The sequence below is a fragment of the Arthrobacter sp. TmT3-37 genome (assembly GCF_054510835.1).
Genome location: NZ_JBTNDU010000008.1, coordinates 1 through 16,982, shown reverse-complemented (window position 1 = coordinate 16,982; position 16,982 = coordinate 1). Strand labels below are relative to the sequence as shown.

Below are 16,982 nucleotides of genomic sequence, written 5' to 3'. Positions count from 1 at the left end.
TCGGGCTCCCTGGGCCGCCTTCTTTGAGTACGAGTTATGACAGTTGCTCAGCAGGCCAACTGGAGGTCAGGGCATCGTACTAAGTCAGTAGAAATGGGCTGCCACTCCTTCGGCCAACAACTGCATGGCGGCTAAGGACTTGTAGAGGAAGGGTCACTGGTGGATGGTCCGCTCGGGCCCCTGATCCAATCAGGGGCCCAACGACCACTTTCAGCCGCCCGAGGCTGACTTATTGCGCCTCGAAGACCGCCACCGTCCGCGCGGGAACTGTGAAGACACCGTTCGCGTCGGCTGTTGCCTGCTGAACCAATTCGTCGCTCCCATCAGCTTGTACGGGGTGCAGCGCGAAACCCTTTCCTATCGCCGCTGGTACTTGCTGCATGGTGGTTTCGTCGGAAGCGTTGAATACCACCACGATGCCCGAGCGCTCGGAATCAAGGTCCGGACCGGCCGTGTCGTCGAGGTGCATCACGATCACGCCGGGTGCCTGAGTTGGGCCCGTTCCAGGGAAGGAAAGCTTCTCCTGAACAAGGTCCGCTGTACCGAGACTGAAGAGCGGGCTACCCTGGCGAATGCGCAGTAGCTCCTGCGCCTGCGTAAGGGCCGCTTCGATGTCAGTGGGTGAGGGCTTAAGGGCCGGATCGGCGAGCAGCGGCTGCATGAAACCGTACTTGTCCTCATTGTCGGTGCGTGGAGGCAGCCCGCGTCCGAAGCCGTTGTCCGTTCCGGTGTGATCCAGGAAGTTGAACCAGTCGCCGGAATCGTAGCTGTTGCGGTCCAGTGACTTGCTCCTCAGCGCCTCTCCGCCTGCGTGCCAGAAGGACACGCCCTGTCCCAGCGCCGTCGTCGAAAGGGCCAGTGTTTGCATGCGGACCCGGTCAGCCATGGGTGTGTCGGTCGGCAACTTGAAGGCGAGGGCATCGAAGAGGGTCTCGTTGTCGTGCGCCTCAACGTAGGTGATGGCTTCCTGCGGGTCGGCGGTGTATCCGGTGGGAGAGCCGTTGTAGTCGACGTCTGCCCCGGTTACCTCGTTGCCGAACCGGTCGGTGAAGGCGTAGTCCTTCAGGTTGCCTGTCAGGCCTACCCGAATCTGGTCCTGTGATTGGAGCAGCCGTGCACGCTGTTCGTCCTCGGTCCCGTTTGCCTCAATACCATTGGGGTCGGTCAGCAGCCCCGATGCGAAGCCTTGGACCCGCGGATCCTCGTCGAATGGACCTCCGCCGCGTACCGCGTCACGAAGGCGGTCGTTGAAGGTTCCGATGCCAGTACCGGCCATGTTGGCTTGCGTGGCCTGTTCGAAGCGGGCGTCATCGGCGACCTCCCCGAAGTTCCAGCCTTCCCCGTAGAGGTAGATGGATTTGCCGTCTATCCCGTCGTGTTTGAGCGTGAGCTTGTCCAGCGCAGCGCGGACGTCGAGAATGTTCTGCTTCGAGTGGTGTCCCATCAGGTCAAATCGGAATCCGTCCAGCTTATAAGTCCGGGCGAGCGTCACGATCGAGTCGATCATCAGCTTGCCCATCATGGTGTGTTCGGTTGCCGTGTTAGGGCAGCAGGTCGAGGTCTCGACGGCGCCCGACTCGGGATTGAGTCGGTGGTAGTAGCCCGGCACGATGCGATCGAGATTGTTTGTTGACGCTTGGCCCGCGCCGGCCGTGTGGTTGTAGACGACGTCCTGGATGACACGCAGTCCGGATTCGTTGAGCGAGGCGACCATGCCGCGGAACTCCCGGATGCGGGTAGCGTCCTCGGGATTGGTCGAGTAGGAGCCCTCTGGTGTCGTGTAGTGCAGCGGGTCGTAGCCCCAGTTGAAGCCGTCCTGGCCGGCGATAGCCGAGATGCACTCCTGCTGCTCCGTGCTGTCCGGGGCGTAGGACGCGAGGTCGCACGCGGGTTCGGCTTGCAGGGACCTGTCCTCTTCAATGGTGCCGATGTCGTTGACGGGGAGGAGGTGCACAGCGTTCAGCCCGCTGTCGGCGAGCCCGGAGAGGCGCTTCATGCCATCGCTGTCCTGACGTGAGAAGGCAGCGTAGGTTCCGCGCTCGGTCTCGGGCACAGTGGTGTCACTGATTGAGAAGTCCCGTACATGGAGTTCGTAGACGCTCAATTGCTCGGGGCGCTCGAGAACGGGCTTGGCGAGCCGGTTCCAGTCAGCCGGCACGAGGGTCGGATCGGCGAGGTCGACGAAGAGGGACCGCTCCGAGTTCGTGGACAGGCCCACGCTGTACGGGTCGGTGACCAGGTTGTGTTCCACAGCGCCGGTTTCGGGCACGAAGACCTCGACGTCGTACAGGTAGTACGCGCCCTTCCAGTCCTTCTCGCCCTTGACGCTCCAGACGCCGTCTTTGTCCTGCCGGAGGGCACGTGTGGCGATGGGATCGCCTCCGGAGCCCTCCCGGAAGACCTGCACGGAGACGCTGCGCGCTGTCGGCGCCCAGAGATCGAGCTGCGGTTTTTGACCCTTCCAGGTGAGCCCGAGTTCGTTACGCGTGGCGCCTGAGTAGAGGTCATCGAGCACACCGGGTACCTGGACACCGGTGGTCGCCAGCACGGTGCCGTCCGGTGACACCGCCGCCAGGAGCAGCTGCCCCTTCAGCAGGTTGCCTGCGTTCCGGGCGTCCTTCCGGCCGAGCTTGAAAGTATCGAGGGCGGCGAGGTGCGGGTACCGGGCCGCGAGATCGGCCGGCAGTGCGTCGCCGCTGCGCTCGAGCCCGAGGTATGTTCCGCCCGTGACGACGTTGTCCTCGACGGCGAGTCCGCCGTCGGGCGCCGTGTACAGCCTGTACTGCGTATCGGCGGGCAGATCGACGTCCCAGGCGAGGGTGTCCTCGGCGAGCCAATGGCCCGCCATTGTGGCCGTGGGAGCCTGCGGTGCATCGCTCGAGATGACGTGCGTTCGATGGTTGTAGGTGAAAGTCACCGGGCCTCCCGCTGTCTGCAGCGCCAAGTTGGCGCCGCCGGCTGCGCCGTCGGCACCGTAATTCTCTCCCCACGAGTCATTTAGCGCCACCTTGTACTCATAGGAGCCGGCGGGAACATCGAAGGTTGTCGCCCATGTGTCCGGCGATCCGTCCACGGGTACAAGCTGTGTTGCTGCGCAGTCGGGCTGCCAGTCTCCAGGGCAGCCGAGCTCGGATTGTAGGGAACCGACGAGCCCGACAGTGTTTGGTACATCTGTGTGGTCGGCCATCGCGGGGGCCGGCATGAGCGTGGCGAGGAGCGGTACGGTCAGGACGACGGCGGCGGCTAGTCGGGTCTGGCGCTTCAAGGAGGGCCTGCTGCCCAGCTGAGCCGTGCCCGTGGTGTCTCGGGGTGTCATGGTGATCCTTCCCGACCGAGCGTCTCTGCTGAGTCGGACTGAGGAGGGGTGGGTACCCCGAGCTTAGAGAGGCCACTACCGGCAGTCAACGAAAATATGAAAGTTTCGCGCAAAGTTTCATGGATGAATTTTGGGCTGGCACTACATTGAAGCCATGACCTCCGAACCCCGCAGTGTTCGCCCGCGCTTGGACGACGTCGCCCGTAGCGCGGGCGTCAGCGTCCCCACCGTCTCACGTGTTCTTAATGGGAAGGGAGGAGCCTCCCAGGAAACTCGGCAGGCTGTCCTTACTGCGATGGACAATCTCGGGTACGAGCGGCCCGCTAGGACAGCGGGGCGCTCGAAAGGGCAGATCGGCGTCGTCGTACCGGATCTCGTAAACCCGATCTTCCCCGCCTTCGCCGGGGCCATCGCCGCCCTGCTGGCACCCAATGACTACATTCCAGCTTTGTGCACGCTGCCGGGCGGCGGCATCACCGAAGACGAGTACGTGGCACTCATGCTCGACCAGGGCGTAAGCGGCATCATCTTCGTGTGTGCGGCGCACGCTGACGGTCGAGCGGGAATAGAGCGCTACCGGCGGTTACGCGGCCGTGTTCCTTTCGTGCTGGTGAACGGGGCCCGGGCAGAAATCGACGCGCCGTCTGTCTCGAACGATGACGCTACGGCGATCCGGACCGCCGTCCGGCACCTCGCGACGCAAGGCCATCAACGTATCGGTTTCGCGACCGGGTCCGACCGTTTCATCCCGAGCCGCCGCAAGATGGAGGGGTTCCGCTCCGGGCTCGCCGATTTCCTCGGCGAGCACGACGCGGATCCTCACGTCGCCTCCAGCATGTTCACCATCGAGGGCGGACAGAGCGCGGCGAACAAACTCATCGACAGCGGCCATACGGGCATCGTGTGTGCCTCGGACGTCATGGCCCTTGGAGCGGTGCGGGCCGCACAGACGCGCGGGCTCCGCGTACCCGAGGATATCTCGGTGATCGGATTCGATGACTCGCCGCTCATGGCCTTCACCAACCCACCGCTGACCACCCTGCGGCAAAATATCGCTGGAATGGCGGAGGCCGCCGTCCATGCGCTGGTTACGGAACTGGCCGGTGACCAGGCCACACGTACAGACATGCTATTCCAAGCCGATCTTGTAGTGCGCGGCTCCACCGGCGCAGGGCCTGCCGTCGGCAGGACGTCCTAGCCGCAACCCGAAGGAACGAGGCCAGTAGCAAGGCCGACCCTGCCGACGGTGAGTGCTACTCATGCCTGCGTCAACGCACCCACACCGTGGTGTCTGCCGGCAGGCTGCCGCCCTCAAGAGGTGCGCTGCTGATCAGCACGGTTCCGGAGGGGAGATCGACGGGAGTGTCCCCAAAGTTGGTGATCGACTGCCAGCCGCCCGGGCGACGGAAGTGCAGTACCTCGGGATCACCGGTCTCGACCCACTCCAATTCCTCATCAGTTTGGAGCTCGCGACGTAGCCTCAAGGCGGTGCGGTAGAGCTCTAAGGTTGAGCCTTCCGTGCCGTCCTGCGCCTCCACTGCGTACTTACTGAACCACTGCGGCTGCGGCAGGTGTGCTCCGCCGTCTCCAAATCCAAAGGAGGGGCCTTTCGTCGTCCATGGCAGGGGCACACGGCAGCCGTCACGCCCGACTTCGATGCCCTTGTTGCGGAAAAACGCGGGGTCCTGCCGCTCCGAGTCTGGAATCTCCGCGACTTCCTGCAGGCCCAGTTCCTCTCCCTGGTACAGATAAGCCGAACCAGGCAGGGCAAGCATTAGCAGGGATGCGGCGCGGGCGCGGCGCAGGCCAGAGGTCACGTCCAGTTCGCCGGTAGGCCCGCCCGCCAGCAGCCAGGCCTTGCCGTCCTGGCCCCTGGGCTCGGTCGCAGTCACGTCCTGAGCCGCATTGGTTCCCTGGGCTGGTGTGTCAGTGCCTTTGGGCAGACCGTAGCGGGTGGCGTGGCGGACCATGTCGTGGTTGGAGAACACCCAGGTCGAGGACGCCCCGGTCTCTTTTGCCGCGATGAGGTTATCCGTGATGACCTTCTTGAATGTCGGTGCCTCGAAGTCTGCTAGTAGGAGATCGAAGTTAAAGGCCTGCCCCAACCCTTCGGGGCTGGCGTAGCGGGCCCGGCGTGTCTCGTGGACCCAGGCCTCGGCAACGGCTGTGCGCGGCGGGGTGTACTCGTTGAAAAGTTTGCGCCACTCGGCATACACCTCGTGGACCTCGTCGCGGTCCCAGAACGGGTGTGAACCATCGATGAATCCGTCGGCTCCGGCTCGTGCTTCCAATTCTGCTTTCAACGGCAGCGGCTCGGAGAGGTCCTTCGCCATGCCGTGGGCGACGTCGATGCGGAAGCCGTCCACCCCGCGGTCGGACCAGAAGCGCAGGGTCTTCAGGAAGTCATCACGGACTTCGGGGTTGTCCCAGTTGAAGTCCGGCTGCTCCTTGGCGAAGATGTGCATGTACCACTGGCCCGGGGTGCCATCGGGTTCGGTGATGCGGTCCCAGATCGGTCCGCCAAAGACAGAGTCCCAGTCCGACGGCGGTAGCTCGCCGTTTTCTCCCCTACCGTCGCGGAAAATGTAGCGGTCTCTCGCAGCGGAGCCCTTTGGTGACGCGAGGGCTTCCTTGAACCATTCATGCCGGTCAGATGAGTGGTTGGGCACGATGTCTGCCATCAGCTTGATACCGGCGGCATGCAGGGCAGCGACCATCGCGTCGAAGTCTTCGAGCGTTCCCAGTCTGGGGTCCACGTTGCGGTAATCATCAACGTCATAGCCACCATCAGCCAGCGCTGAAGGGTAGAACGGGCTCAGCCATACGGCGTCGATTCCCAGGGACTTCAGGTACGGGATTTTTGCGGTGATGCCTTTGATGTCGCCGATGCCGTCACCGTTGGAGTCGGCGAAGCTGCGCGGGTAGATCTGGTACACCGCGGCTTGACGCCACCAGTTCGGATCAGCCATGCGCTCGGATTCGAAGGACTTTGCTGGGGTGGCGGTGGTGGTCAAAGGGTGGTCCTGTTCTTTTCGGTTGATATCTATTTTGGGTGGGTTTGGACTGGCCATTGATGCTCCACAGACCCCACTGAGCGCAGGATGTAATTCGCGAGGATGGGTCCTTGGCCATTAGGTTGCAGAAAACACCAATGTGCTGGCGACCCAGCACACTTGGGAAAAGCCGCTGCAGGGGGTGGGCCTGTGTAAAAGCGCATGGTGGGTGGACAAGCACCAAGGGGACGAGGTGAACCGTTTGTTTTTGCTAACGGTTACATGGTGAAGGGCTCTGTGATGGTTGCGACGCCGTGCTGGGTGCAGGCCAGTCCGACGCGTAGCGCGTGGTCGATGATGATGGGCTCTTCATGCAGGAGCTGGCCGCAGTGCGGGCAGGTCTGTGGTTCCTCGCTTATCCTCTCGGTTGACATGAAGATCGCCTTTCTGCTGTCAGGGAACCGAGGGAAGCCGGTATACATGGGCTGCCGGTCCGCCGGCCGGCAACTGCACGTTATCGGCGTCGACCGAGGTACCGGGTTCGCCGAGGAGGGGAACCAGGTGGCTTACCGATCCGACGCCGAGGGCCCTCAGGGGCAGGGTCACCGGTCGGTGGTCCGCGCGGGCGGTGTGCACGAGGATGCGTTCGTCGGCGTGCTCGCGCAGGTAGGTCATCGAATCGTCGTCCACGTGCACCCAGCGCAGGCCCCCGTGGCGTAGTGCGACGTGCCGGTGTCGCAGTGCGATCAACGCCTGGTAGGCGTCGAGCGTTTGCTGGTCCCATTCATCGCGGCGGTGCCAGGGGAACGGTGTGCGGGAGTGCTCGCCGTCGACTCCGGTGAGGCCGATCTCATCACCAGCGAAGATCGACGGGACGCCGGGCATCGTGAGTTGCAGCACCAACCCCACCAGGTGTTTCTCACGGCCCCGCTCGGAGATGTCCCCGGAGCCGTCGCCGCCGGCCGCGGTCCGAAACCGGGGCAGGTCGTGGGAGTCGAGGTGGAGCGTTGACGCGGCTTGCGCCCGCCAGGGCATCACGGCGTGCACCTCGCGCATCCCCGTGACGACGTCGACGCCACTGAGGACAGGGGATGCCGCTGGCTGGCCGAAGAACGGGCGGGTGGAGGTTTCGGCCCCGCCCAGCCACGTCCAGACAGGCCGCGTAAATCCGGCGTAGTCCATAGTGCCGTGCCAGCCATCACCTTGGAGATCCGGGCCGGCGTCGTGTCCGTGTTCGGCGAGCACCCACGCCTCCGGGCTCGTCTGGCGGGCTGTGGTGACCAGGGTACGGGCGACGTCGTGGGTGAGGTCCTGCGCGCCGTGCCTGCCGGTCATGTTCGCCACGTCGATCCGCCACGCGTCGAGCCCTGCCGTGAGCCAGTGCGCGACGATGGAATCGGCCCCCTCGTACATGCGCCGGCGCAGCGCGGTCGATGAGTGGTCGAGTTTGGGCAGTGACGGCAGTCCGAACCAGCTGGCGTACTGGTCGGGGTGCCTCTCGAAGAAGTAGTACTCGGCCTCGGGTGCTTCGGCGTTGGCTTGCGCGGCGAGGAACCACTCGTGGGAGTTGCCGGTGTGGTTCGGTGTGAGGTCTCCCATCACGCGCAGGCCGTGGGCGTGAGCTTCCCGTACTAGGTCCGTGAATGCCTCGTTCCCGCCGAGGAGCGGGTCGACGTGGTCGAACGTGGAGGCGTCGTATCGGTGGTTGCTGTGGGCCGGGAAGATCGGTGTGAGGTACAGCACCGTCACCCCGAGTTCGACGAGGTGGTCGAGGTGTTCGACGATTCCGGCCAGGTCCCCGCCGAAGAACTGCAAGGGGGTATCCGGTCCCTGGTGGATGACTGCGTCGTCCCAGCCAGCGGGTTTGGCCCAGGCCGGGAGGGTCCTGGTGTCGGCGGCGGTCGAGCGTCCGAACCGGTCCGGGAACACCTGGTAGACCACCGCGTCGGAAACCCAGTCGGGCACCGGGGGATGCGCGACAGCCCGGAAGTCCGCGGTGTCCGTGACCTCCCGGCGGTGGATTCCGGTGGCGTTCAGCCAGGTGTACGCACCGGCAAAGGATCCGGGGGGCCCGGTCAGCAGGAACCGGTACCGGGTCACCGGGTTGACCACCCGCAGCGGTGCCCTCCACCACGTTCCGGCCGTGTCACTGGCCTCCGGCTCAGCGGTTTCGAGGTGTGGTTCGCCGTCGTGTACCGCACGTAGTGTGACCGCGGTCGCCCCTGGTGTCCCGTCGGGGCCGCGAGGTACGAAGAGGCGCACCGGGACAACGTCCCCCAGGGAGGGGGCCTGCTCCGGGACATACAGTGCTGATCCGTCGTGGTGTGGCTGGTGGAGCAGGTGGTGTGACGCGCGAATCTGGTCCTTCGTGTGTGCTGCGAGGATTTCCATCAGCCTTTCACCGCCCCTGAGGTGATACCACCGACGATGAACTTCTGCAGGTACTGGAAGAGCAGGATGACCGGGATGGAGGTGAGTACGGCTGCTGCGGCGAAGATCCCGAGATTGTTGGTCCGGTCGGCGTCGAGGAGTCCGTACAGTCCGACGGCGAGGGTTTTGATCTCGGTGTCACGCAGGAAGATCGACGCGAGGATGAATTCGCCGAGGACACCGATGAAGGAGAGCAACCCGGTTACAGCGAGGATCGGGGTGACGAGCGGCAGGATGATCTTGAAGTACAGCTGGGTGTGGGTGGCCCCGTCCATGAGGGCGGCTTCGTCGAGTTCGCGCGGGATCGTGTCGAAGAAACCCTTGATCAGCCACACCTGTCCCAGTGCGCCTCCGAGGAGCACGATGATGTATCCGGCGAGGGTGTCCAGACCGATGGCCGGCATCACCTCACCAACCTGCGTGAACAGCAGGAACAGTGCCGCGGCGGCAAGGAACTGCGGGAACATCTGGATCAGCAGCAGTGTGAGGAGACTGCCGCGCCGGCCCTTGAAACGGAAGCGGGAGAACGCGTACGCGGCCAGTGCGCTGCAGAAGAGCGACACGATCACGACAACGACCGCCACGATGAGGGTATTGAGGAACCAGCGGGCGAACGGGCGCCCCGGGTCGTTGAAGAGGGCGGCATAGTTTTCGAAGCTGATGGCCCGCGGCAGGATAGAGGCCGCTGACACGCTGCCGGCGGGGTTCAGGGACGCCGAGAGGATGTACAGGACCGGGATGACGGCGTACACGATCGCGATGATGCCGACGAGGTGACGCCAGCCGACTTCCTTGAACCATCGGCCGCGAGGAACCTTGTTCGCCTGCGAGCTCTTGAAGGGCTTGCCGCGCTGGGCGGGGTCGGTGAGATCGGACGGTGATACAACCTGACCGGCCTGTGGGTTTACCTGTGTCATGTTAGCCAACCTCCTCGAGTGCCCGGGTGGCACGGAATTGCAGTGCGGCGAGGACACCGGTGATGATGAACAGGATCACCGAGATCGCCGAGGCGAAGCCGATCTGCTGCGCACCGCCACCGAACGCCAGGCGGTACGTGTAGCTGATCAGGATGTCCGTGCCGCCGGCGGTCGGGTTGTCCGGGCTAAATGGCCCGCCCTCGGTAAGCAGGAAGATCGCGTTGAAGTTGTTGAAGTTGAAGGCGAAGGCGGCCACCAGGAGAGGCGCGATCGAGACCAACAGCAGGGGGAAGGTGATCTTGCTGAAGTTCGTCCAGCCGGTCGCGCCGTCCAGCGACGCGGCTTCCTTGTAGTCCGACGGGATGGCCTGCAGTGCACCCGTGCAGACCAGGAACATGTACGGGAATCCCAGCCAGAGGTTGGCCAGCAAGACGGCGACTTTCGCCCAGAACGGGTTGCCGAGCCAGTTGATGTCGAGGTTCAGCATGTTGTTGATGAGCCCGAACTCGGAATTGAAGAAGCTCGACCACACCAGCAGTGCGATGAACCCGGGGATTGCGTAGGGCAGGAGCAGGATCGACCGGTACGCCTTCTGGCCGCGCACCCGGGCGTCGTTGAGGACCGTGGCGAGGAAGAGTCCCAACGCGAAGGTGGTGCCCACGGACAGGACGGCGAAGACGAGCGTCCAAATAAAGATGCCGACGAAGTCGCTGCTGATGCGTGGGTCAGTGAAAGCCCGCACGTAGTTGCCCATGCCGACGTTCTCACCCCAGGACTGGTCGGAGAGACGCTCGCCCTCAGCGCTGGTGAAAAACTTCCGGTCCCCGGACTGGACGGGCGTGTACTCGACACCGGTCTCGGTGTTCGTGATCGTATCCGTGGTTTCGTCGTATTCCAGCGGCGAGAACAGTTCGACGGCGCTGAACCCCTGGGCCGTGATGACGCCATCCTCGGTCGGCACGGCGAATCCCTCGAGGTCACCGCCCTGCTGGCTGAACTCGTTGATCTGGCGGCGGTCCAGCAGGGTGAACCCTTCCGCTTCGGTGATGACGCCGTCTTCTACCGTGACAGTGTCTGGGTCCAGCTCACTGAGCCCGTCCGGTGTGCCGGCGAAAACTTCGTTCGTGGCGGTATCGACGAGGAGGAATGTGTAGGGGCCGGAGGTGGCTGTGCCTTCGCTGCCGACAGAGAGCCCGAATGTTTTGGCACCTTGGACCTGCTGTGCTGCGTTCCCGATGATCCGGGAGACCGTCACTTCCTTCGTGGTGCGTGTCCCGTCCCCGTAGTTCGTCGTCGAGAGCTGGAACGTCATGAGGATCGGGTACACCACGAACAGCACCAGCAGGAGCGTGCCTGGGACAAGGTATTTGGCCGGGATGAACCGGCGGGTCGCATACGTTACAGCGAGCAAGGCGACGATGCCCCAAATGACGATGAGGAAGGCCCATTGTCCGGTCCCTACCAGGGCCGGGGTCAGCATGACCGCCAACCCGATGATCGTGCCGAGAGCGACGATCTTGACCAGCAGTCCCACTACACCGCTGGATCCTCCTTTTGTGCTGCCAAGGTCACCATTGCGTGCCTTTTTCACTGCCCTGCTTGCTACACGCTGGTTCACGCCGTCACGCTCCAAAGTCGCTTCAGAAACCTCTACGGGTCAAAAAAATGGGGCCGTTGAGGGTCCCGTGGCACCCGTGGCCGGGCCAGTCGGCCCGGCCACGGGTGTGAGCGGATGTCACTGACCGGCGATGGCCTGGGCGATCGTCTCGTGGGTCTGGTTCATCGTCTCGGTCGGATCGGCGCCGCCGATAATCGCTGACCATGCCTGGCCGAGTGGGGCGAACACTTCAGCCATCGCGGGAACCGCTGGCATCGGGGCGCCCTGGTCCGCTGCGGTGGCGAATGTCAGCACGTCCTCATCGGTGACGCCTTCGCGTACTGATTCCATGGCCGGCGGCTGGTTGCTCGCCTCGAACAATGCCTGCATGGCCTCTTCGTTGTTGACACCGTTGGCGACGAACTCCTGAGCGAAGGCCTTGTTCTGGCCGTTGGATGCGACCATGAAACCCTGGCTGCCCATGAACGGTTCCGCCGGCTCCATGCCCGCGAAGCCCGGAACGGGCTGAATCGAGTAGTTCTCCCCCAACGCTTCCTTGACGTCGGGCAACGCCCACGGGCCTGACACCATGCAACCCGCCCGGCCTTCGGTGAACAGCGAGAGATAGTTATCGGGGCTGATTGACCGGCGGATGGTGTCCGCTCCGGTTTCGCCCAGTGAGGCGATCTTCTCGGCCGCCGCGATCGATTCGGGCTTGTTCAACCCCAGATCGGTCGGATCGTAGTTGCCCTCCGCGTCACGGCCGAAGACGTACCCGCCGGCTGAGGTGAATAGTGGCTGCATGTGATACGCGTCGCCCGGTTCGCCCTGCTGCACGATGAGCGGAACGTCCAAGGTACCCGCATCGACTGCCGGCTGACCGGCTGCTATGACGTCCTCGATGGAGGCGTAGGTGTCCGGGGCGTACTCGGTATTGCAGTACAGGGCGACTGACTCCACCGCATACGGCAATGCGTACAGCTGGTTCTCATAGGTGGAAGCATCGACCGCCGTTTCGGAGTACCCGGCCAGGGCGTCCGGTGAGAGCTGGAGCGGGTCGACGGCGCCGTTCTGCACGAGCTGCCCGATCCAGTCATGAGCACCGACGACAACGTCAGGCCCATTGCCCGCCGAGTTTGCCGTAATGAAATCCTGACGGGTATTGACGATCCCCTGGACGCCGACCGTGATGCCGTTTTCCTCCGCGTAGGCGTCTGCGATCTTCTGGATGTATTCAATCCGGACCGGGTCGGCCCAAATGATGAGGTCCTCATCGCCGCGAACAGCAGGCGCGGCGCTTTCACCGGCAGACTGAGTGGACCCGGTTGACTCGGTCGGAGTCGCTTCACCACCGCCACCACTGGAGCATCCGGTGATGAGAAATGAGATGCCGGCAATGGCGGCGAACGACCGGACAGTGTTACGCATAGTGCTCCCTAGTGGTTTGCTGGGTTGATAATCGAAATTGTTGAAGCGACGCATGACACCAGGTCAAGGCATCAACGAACTAAGAGTTTTAGAGGAAGTTACGGTCCTGACAGCAGGGCTCAATGAGAGGCGCCTGTCCAGAACTGGTATCAGCCTGGCGACCGACGGCGCCGACGTCGCTGCGGGTGCAGCCGGTTAGGGAGCGGCCTATGCAAGCTCCTTTGCTTGGTTCTCAGGAATACATTTATGACATACATTTATGTCTTCACCTATGTTGAGGGGTGAAACTGGGAGAGTCAAGAGTGGTAGCTGAAGTGGTAGATGTAGCCGGAACCGAACGACGCGTGGTCTCCGAAGGAGCGTCGTCGACCAACATGCTGCGGCGCTCCAATGCGCGGCTGATCCTGAACACAATCTGGCGGGTCCCACCGGGCAGCACCATTACGGCGAATGAACTCATCCGCTCAACGTCCCTCACCCGCGCAACCGTCCTCGGCGTCTGTGATGACCTGCTCCGTGACGGATGGATTGTTGAGGCGCCCGCGCGCACCGCCACCGGCAAGGGCAGACCCGCCCGACAGTTCGCCCTTGACGCCCGGGCGGGCTTCGTCATCGGCATCGACGCCGGGTACAGCGGCATCCGCAGTGTCATCGCCAACCTGCGCGGCGAGTTAGTCGGCCGTGGTCGCGCACCGTTCGTCGCCGACATCGACAATCCCGATCCAGTCCCGCGCACTGCTGCGCTGCAACGCGCCATAAAATCAGTGCTCGACGACGGCGGCATCGATCCGCGGCACGTTCTGTCCGTGTGCTTCGGCATCCCCGCGCCGGTCAGCCGCCGCGGCACCATCCCGACCGGTAACCCATTCTGGGAACGGATGGCCGTTGATCAGGCAGCCGTACTGGCCGAACATCCGCAGTGGATGTCCTTCATTGAGAATGATGCGAACCTTGCCGCGCTGGCGGAACGTTACAACGGCACCGTTGACCCGGATGGAAGCTTCCTGGTGCTCCTGGCCGGCGAACGGTTCGGTGCGGGCATCATCGAGGACGGTCACCTCCTGCATGGATCGTTGGGAGGTGGCGGCGAGATGCGCTACCTAGACCTCGTGAAGGGTGTAGGCAGCCCCGAAGCCATTGCACCGCTGGCGCGGGCATGGGCGGCTGAAGCTATTGCGGCAGGCCGGACTACGGTTTTATCGCAGGGCCGCTCGGAGAAAAACGGACCGGCCGCTGAGGCGGTGTTCGCAGCAGCAGCGGACGGCGATGCCGTTGCGGTCGAGATCGTGGAGCGCTTGGCGGAACGACTATCCCACGTCATCTCGACACTCGCGTCGCTGCTCAACCCGGACACCGTGGTCATCGGCGGTGCGGTGGCACCGTCCATCGCCCGTCTGGCGGAGCAAATCGAAGCGAAGGTCGCTGCGACGTCGCACTTCCCGCCCCGAGTGGTGGCATCCTCCCTTGCAGGCGACATTGTGTTGACCGGAGCCGTGAATGCCGCGCTGGCTAGGGTAGGGCGAGACGCCCTGGATATCGAGCTGCGTCGAGGCTAACATGCACCGATTTCGTGCAAATTTCCGGCATCAAGGAGGCTAGGCACGTCCACCTGAAGAAGTCCAAAGCCGATCAGGAACTGACCGCCTGCAGCGCCTTGAGCGCGGCTGGCACCGCAACCAGGCAGCGCTCAGCCGGCAAGGACAGCGCCATCGCCCGCGGCAAAGCACTCGCCGTGGAACTGCCCGCGCTGAAGGACGCCGCTGCGCGTACAACCGGAGACGTCGGCGGTGATGCCTTCCGCATGACCCTAAACGGTCGGACGTGGGCAGTACGGGACCGTTGCTGGCAGCATCAGCATCGATCGAAATCGAGCCGCATACGAACGTATTCGCTACACGCAACTGCGACACCGCGAAAGATCACGTAGAAGCTCTTTTGGTGTAGCAATACTCAGTGCCAGAATCTATGTTTCACTTCTGCTCCTTTGGGACGAGATCCGCTACATTGAAGAGCATGGGACACCTTCTGGGCTACGCGCGAGTGTCGACGACTGACCAGGATGCCGCGTTGCAGGTCGATGCGCTGACTGCTGCCGGCTGCTATCGGGTGTTCGTCGACACTATTTCGGGATCCCTCGATCAGAGACCGGAGCTCACGAAGCTGTTGGATCAGCTCAGGCCGGGGGACACGCTCGTGGTGTGGCGGCTCGACCGGCTCGGTCGCTCCATCCGTCACCTCATCGACCAGCTCACAGCGCTCCAGGACAAGGGCGTTGGGTTCAAGTCCCTTCAGGAAACAATCGATACAACCTCGCCTGGCGGTCGGCTCGTCTTCCACGTCTTCGCCGCTCTCGCCGAGTTCGAACGTGACCTTATTAAGGAGCGCACGAACGCCGGTCTCGCGGCAGCCCGAGCTCGAGGCCGCACCGGTGGGCGCCCACCGCGACTCAGTCCCCATCAGGCCACCGCCGCGAGGCGAATGTACGAGCAGCAAGACATGACCGTCGAACAGATCGGTCAGGTCCTCGGAGTCAGCAGGACCACCATCTACCGGACACTCAAGCGCGACCAGGTCACTCCTGCAAAGGGGCGAAAGCTGAAATCGAAATCACCGACAAAATCAGCGGCCGAGGTCAAAGCACTCGAGGCCAGGCTCGCACCAGAGGTCTCCCGATGATCAGGACAACACGATGATCAGACTCATCCGCTGGTTGCTCACCTCGAGCATCCGGTACAGCTACCTGTTTGTCCGTGCGTTCATCCGACTTCCCCTGCTGTTGCTGCCGATCCCCCCGAGTGTGCGCAACCAGGTCGCCGGCGCGTTGGCCGTCGGCCTGTGGTTCTTCTCATCGTGGTTCGTCGCCACCGCAGCCGGCGCGCCATGGTGGGGGCAGTTGATGGTCGCTGCTGCAGCTGCCGTCGTCATCGCAGGTGTGGTGCGAATGGAAGGCCGCCGGCTGATCGTCCGCCGGCAGGCGCGGGTCCGATGACGTCCTGGCGGAGGTAGCCGGCAATGAGGCATCGCAGGGGAGAGGCTGACCGGTTCTGGGAGAAAGTCGTCAAAGGCCCGAGGCTACAGGACTGCTGGATCTGGACCGGCGCCGTCGCCGACGACGGCTACGGACGGTTCTGGGTCACCAGGGACGGCGAGCAACGCGCCCTGCGGCCGCAACGCTACGCCTACGAACACCTCACCGGAGACACCCTGCACCCCGGCATCGCGCTCATGCACGTCTGCGACGTGCCGCTCTGCGTCCATGCCAGTACCGGGACGGACACGCACCTGCTGCCCGGTACCCAAGCGCTGAATATGCTCGACCGGTCCCAGAAAGGCCGGCACGCCAACGCCTCAACCTTCCGATGGCGCGGCGTCGGCCGCGCCCAGTTCCGCGCCCAATCCGTCGAGCTGCGCTCAGCCCTCCTCGAGCACGGATGGAACGAACCGATCATCCGCCCTCTGCTCGCCGGCATTGACCCCGACGCCCCAACCTTGTTCTGACGACCTAGGGGTAGCTTCTTCACCAAACATCGTTGTTGGGGCTAGGTGGCCCGTTCAAGGGTGGCCGCTTTGTACCCCTCTCTGGGTGATAGTGCTTTCTGTCGTAAAGCTTGTCATAGGCCGCACCAACGGCCTTCCACGTTTCGACCGACGTCTTGGTAGAAACGAAAGTTTGCAGTACGGCAATAGTAGTGGGAGCCACGGTGATTAGGTACAGCATGAACGTGGTGAAGATAGTAGTGACAATGATTTGAAGTGTCATCCGGACTACTGGGTCGTGAGTAAAAGGGACGGTTAGACCAAATTCCGTTGCCGATCGTGTCAGAAGAGCTTCACCATCTGGGATTTGATCAAACTGGGCTTCAATCTCTTCTAAATTGAAGGCGCTCTGATGGGTTCGGATAGTTTCGATCAGACTAGTGAAGTCCGTCTTGTCGTGGAGGCTGTCGACCAGGTCGATGATCGCGGATGAGGTGTTCAGGCCGAGGGCCTTGGAGAAGTCCGTCTTGCCTAGCATCCCGGTAGCCATCTCGGCGATTGCTGATGAGGTGTTCAGGCCGAGGGCCTTGGAGAAGTCCGTCTTGTCGTGGAGGCTGTCGACCAGGTCGATGATCGCGGATGAGGTGTTCAGGCCGAAGGTCTTGGAGAAGTCCGTCTTGCCTAGCATCCCGGTGGCCATCTCGGCGATTGCTGATGAGGTGTTCAGGCCGAGGGCCTTGGAGAAGTCCGTCTTGCCTAGCATCCCGGTAGCCATCTCGGCGATTGCTGATGAGGTGTTCAGGCCGAGGGCCTTGGAGAAGTCC

The 16,982-nt window shown here is 63.3% G+C and carries 14 protein-coding genes; 6 read left to right on the top strand and 8 right to left on the bottom strand.

Annotated features, from left to right (window positions below):
* Positions 1–229 precede the first annotated feature (229 nt).
* Positions 230–3,316 carry a pullulanase-type alpha-1,6-glucosidase gene (gene pulA / locus ACX80U_RS11330; RefSeq protein ID WP_459268471.1) on the bottom strand — a complete coding sequence of 1,029 codons (3,087 nt, stop codon included), beginning with the start codon at positions 3,314–3,316 and terminating at the stop codon, positions 230–232.
* 154 nt (positions 3,317–3,470) lie between these two features.
* Between pulA and ACX80U_RS11325 the strand changes: the two genes are divergently transcribed.
* On the top strand, positions 3,471–4,514 hold the full coding sequence (locus tag ACX80U_RS11325) for a LacI family DNA-binding transcriptional regulator (protein ID WP_459268470.1): 1,044 nt from the start codon (positions 3,471–3,473) through the stop codon (positions 4,512–4,514).
* Between the two features lie 70 nt (positions 4,515–4,584).
* Here ACX80U_RS11325 and ACX80U_RS11320 read toward each other — a convergent pair whose 3' ends face one another.
* The 6 genes from ACX80U_RS11320 to ACX80U_RS11295 all read right to left on the bottom strand — a co-directional run bounded on the left by ACX80U_RS11320 (position 4,585) and on the right by ACX80U_RS11295 (position 12,681).
* Positions 4,585–6,330 (bottom strand): glycoside hydrolase family 13 protein, encoded by a 1,746-nt coding sequence (locus ACX80U_RS11320; protein ID WP_459268469.1) that lies wholly within the window; start codon positions 6,328–6,330, stop codon positions 4,585–4,587.
* A gap of 257 nt (positions 6,331–6,587) precedes the next feature.
* Positions 6,588–6,743, bottom strand: a complete 156-nt coding sequence (locus ACX80U_RS11315; RefSeq protein WP_459268468.1) for a hypothetical protein — start codon at positions 6,741–6,743, stop codon at positions 6,588–6,590.
* A gap of 19 nt (positions 6,744–6,762) precedes the next feature.
* Positions 6,763–8,700 carry a glycoside hydrolase family 13 protein gene (locus ACX80U_RS11310; RefSeq protein ID WP_459268467.1) on the bottom strand — a complete coding sequence of 646 codons (1,938 nt, stop codon included), beginning with the start codon at positions 8,698–8,700 and terminating at the stop codon, positions 6,763–6,765.
* Positions 8,700–9,656, bottom strand: coding sequence for a sugar ABC transporter permease (locus ACX80U_RS11305; RefSeq protein ID WP_459268466.1), 957 nt, complete (start codon positions 9,654–9,656; stop codon positions 8,700–8,702). The genes ACX80U_RS11310 and ACX80U_RS11305 overlap by 1 nt, the downstream gene beginning before the upstream one ends.
* Position 9,657: 1 nt before the next feature.
* On the bottom strand, positions 9,658–11,190 hold the full coding sequence (locus tag ACX80U_RS11300; protein ID WP_459268465.1) for an ABC transporter permease subunit: 1,533 nt from the start codon (positions 11,188–11,190) through the stop codon (positions 9,658–9,660).
* 201 nt (positions 11,191–11,391) lie between these two features.
* Positions 11,392–12,681: a sugar ABC transporter substrate-binding protein gene (locus ACX80U_RS11295; protein WP_459268464.1), complete on the bottom strand. Its 1,290-nt coding sequence runs from the start codon at positions 12,679–12,681 to the stop codon at positions 11,392–11,394.
* 52 nt (positions 12,682–12,733) lie between these two features.
* Here ACX80U_RS11295 and ACX80U_RS11290 point away from each other — a divergent pair, with 52 nt between their 5' ends.
* The 5 genes from ACX80U_RS11290 (at position 12,734) to ACX80U_RS11270 (ending at position 16,179) form a co-directional block, all read left to right on the top strand.
* The gene (locus tag ACX80U_RS11290; protein ID WP_459268463.1) at positions 12,734–12,880 is read left to right on the top strand and encodes a hypothetical protein; all 147 of its coding nucleotides are present in this window, start codon (positions 12,734–12,736) and stop codon (positions 12,878–12,880) included.
* Between the two features lie 145 nt (positions 12,881–13,025).
* Positions 13,026–14,237, top strand: coding sequence for an ROK family protein (locus ACX80U_RS11285; RefSeq protein WP_459268462.1), 1,212 nt, complete (start codon positions 13,026–13,028; stop codon positions 14,235–14,237).
* Positions 14,238–14,694: 457 nt separating this feature from the next.
* On the top strand, positions 14,695–15,357 hold the full coding sequence (locus tag ACX80U_RS11280) for a recombinase family protein (RefSeq protein ID WP_459268461.1): 663 nt from the start codon (positions 14,695–14,697) through the stop codon (positions 15,355–15,357).
* 13 nt (positions 15,358–15,370) lie between these two features.
* On the top strand, positions 15,371–15,670 hold the full coding sequence (locus ACX80U_RS11275) for a hypothetical protein (RefSeq protein WP_459268460.1): 300 nt from the start codon (positions 15,371–15,373) through the stop codon (positions 15,668–15,670).
* Between the two features lie 23 nt (positions 15,671–15,693).
* On the top strand, positions 15,694–16,179 hold the full coding sequence (locus ACX80U_RS11270) for a hypothetical protein (protein WP_459268459.1): 486 nt from the start codon (positions 15,694–15,696) through the stop codon (positions 16,177–16,179).
* A 19-nt stretch (positions 16,180–16,198) separates the two neighbouring features.
* Here the strand turns inward: ACX80U_RS11270 and ACX80U_RS11265 are convergent.
* On the bottom strand, positions 16,199–16,982 hold a 784-nt coding region (locus tag ACX80U_RS11265), incomplete at its 5' end, for a hypothetical protein (protein ID WP_459268458.1).

Coding starts and splice junctions, on each gene's coding strand:
- ACX80U_RS11280 (WP_459268461.1), top strand. CDS start 14,695: ATGGGACACCTTCTGGGCTACGCGCGAGTGTCGACGACTGACCAGGAT.
- ACX80U_RS11310 (WP_459268467.1), bottom strand. CDS start 8,700: ATGGAAATCCTCGCAGCACACACGAAGGACCAGATTCGCGCGTCACAC.
- ACX80U_RS11295 (WP_459268464.1), bottom strand. CDS start 12,681: ATGCGTAACACTGTCCGGTCGTTCGCCGCCATTGCCGGCATCTCATTT.
- ACX80U_RS11275 (WP_459268460.1), top strand. CDS start 15,371: ATGATCAGACTCATCCGCTGGTTGCTCACCTCGAGCATCCGGTACAGC.
- ACX80U_RS11325 (WP_459268470.1), top strand. CDS start 3,471: ATGACCTCCGAACCCCGCAGTGTTCGCCCGCGCTTGGACGACGTCGCC.
- ACX80U_RS11305 (WP_459268466.1), bottom strand. CDS start 9,656: ATGACACAGGTAAACCCACAGGCCGGTCAGGTTGTATCACCGTCCGAT.
- ACX80U_RS11270 (WP_459268459.1), top strand. CDS start 15,694: ATGAGGCATCGCAGGGGAGAGGCTGACCGGTTCTGGGAGAAAGTCGTC.
- ACX80U_RS11315 (WP_459268468.1), bottom strand. CDS start 6,743: ATGTCAACCGAGAGGATAAGCGAGGAACCACAGACCTGCCCGCACTGC.
- ACX80U_RS11290 (WP_459268463.1), top strand. CDS start 12,734: ATGACACCAGGTCAAGGCATCAACGAACTAAGAGTTTTAGAGGAAGTT.
- pulA (WP_459268471.1), bottom strand. CDS start 3,316: ATGACACCCCGAGACACCACGGGCACGGCTCAGCTGGGCAGCAGGCCC.